Raw genomic sequence first — 1634 nt, 5'->3', positions numbered from 1 at the left:
AGCGCCCAGGCGATCAAGAGCAATGCCACCACGCCGAACGCCGATTGCAACTGCAGCATCACGCCCCCAAGAACTCTCGCGGGATTATGGGCAGGGGCCCCGCGCAGCGCAATGCTGTTGCGCGTTCATCTCGTATCCATTGACAAGTTGCAGGCGCTCGGCCACGCAATCATCCATGTCCTCCGCCACGCCGGCCGGCGCCCGCGATCTGCTCGGCCACAGACCGTTCCTGTTCTTCTTGTCGTCGCGCAGCCTGTCGCGCTTCTCCAGCCAGATCGGCGCGGTGGCGATCGGCTGGCAGATCTACGATCTGACCGGCAGCGCGTTCGACCTCGGCATGGTCGGACTGGTGCAGTTTCTGCCGACGGCGCTCTTGGTGTTCGTCGCCGGCCACGCCGCTGACCGCTTCGAGCGCAAGCGCGTGGTGCAGGCCTGCCAGATCGCGGAGGCGCTGACCGCATTGTTTCTCGCCGGAAGCACTTTTGCCGGCACCATCTCGGAGATCCAGATCTTCGTCGCGACCTTCGTGCTCGGGATCGCCGGCGCGTTCGAGAGTCCGGCGACCGCCGCGCTGTTGCCGCTGATCGCGCCGCAAGGCTCGCTGCAGCGGGCGACCGCGATCTCGAGCGGCGCGGCGCAGGTTGCGACCATCACCGGACCCGCGCTTGGCGGCTTCGCCTATGCCCTGATGCCGAGCGCGCCCTACGGCATCATGATGGTGTTCTGGCTGTTCGGCGCCCTCCTGACCGGCGGCATCGGCCGGCTGCAACAGGCGCCGGTGAAGAACGGTGGGTCGTCGGACGATCTGTTTGCCGGCGTCACCTTCGTTCGCAGCAATCCGGCGATCCTCGGCACCATCTCGCTCGATTTGTTCGCGGTGCTGTTCGGCGGCGTCACCGCGCTGCTGCCGATCTATGCGCGCGATATCCTGCAAGCCGGCCCGCTCGGCCTCGGCATCCTGCGCGCCGCGCCCGCGGTCGGTGCGCTGTTGATGACGATGGTGCTGGCGCGGCACACCATCAACCGCCGCGTCGGCATGCGCATGTTCCAGGCGGTGATCGTGTTCGGCGTCGCGACGGTGGTGTTCGCGCTGTCGCACTGGATGTGGCTGTCGGCGCTGGCGCTCGCGGTGCTCGGCGCTGCGGACACGATCAGCGTCGTGATCCGTTTCTCGCTGGTGCAGCTCGCTACCCCCGACGAGATGCGCGGCCGTGTCGGCGCGGTGAACTTCCTGTTCATCAACGCGTCGAACCAGCTCGGCCAGTTCGAGAGCGGCGTCACCGCGGCGCTGCTCGGCACCGTGCCGTCGGCCGTGCTCGGCGGCGTCGCCACCGTTGCGGTCGCGCTGCTCTGGATGAAGCTGTTCCCGACGCTGCGGGACGTGGAGAAGCTGGAGTAGGGCGCTTCCCTTACCTCGCCCCGCTTGCGGAGAGAGGTCGCCGCGCAGCGGCGGGTGAGGGGAACTCTCTCCGCGAGCTTGTCTCTCACCATCCTCGTGGAGACTCCCCTCATCCCGACCTTCTCCCTGCGCGCGGGGAGAAGGGGAGGATCAGCCCCGGGGCAAGCTTTCATGATTTCGGAATAATGGAAAAATACTGCTGATTTGCCCGACGTGTCAAGCTGCGGTGTCGAAC

2 protein-coding genes are annotated in these 1634 nt (G+C 66.9%); one reads left to right on the top strand and one right to left on the bottom strand.

Translation table 11 applies throughout. From position 1 onward, the window contains the following. On the bottom strand, positions 1–59 hold a 59-nt coding region (locus AKL29_RS46845), incomplete at its 3' end, for a hypothetical protein (RefSeq protein ID WP_283809415.1). Between the two features lie 116 nt (positions 60–175). Between AKL29_RS46845 and AKL29_RS24295 the strand changes: the two genes are divergently transcribed. Further along, complete coding sequence (locus AKL29_RS24295) at positions 176–1399, top strand: MFS transporter (RefSeq protein ID WP_050385903.1); 1224 nt, start codon at positions 176–178, stop codon at positions 1397–1399. Positions 1400–1634: the final 235 nt, after the last annotated feature.

Origin of the sequence: Bradyrhizobium pachyrhizi, from assembly GCF_001189245.1 — a bacterium.
Classification (GTDB): domain Bacteria; phylum Pseudomonadota; class Alphaproteobacteria; order Rhizobiales; family Xanthobacteraceae; genus Bradyrhizobium; species Bradyrhizobium pachyrhizi.
This window is presented reverse-complemented; position numbering and strand designations above follow the sequence as displayed.

What these genes read in the sequence shown, in the direction of transcription:
- AKL29_RS24295 (WP_050385903.1), top strand. Translation starts at nt 176, where the DNA reads ATGTCCTCCGCCACGCCGGCCGGCGCCCGCGATCTGCTCGGCCACAGA.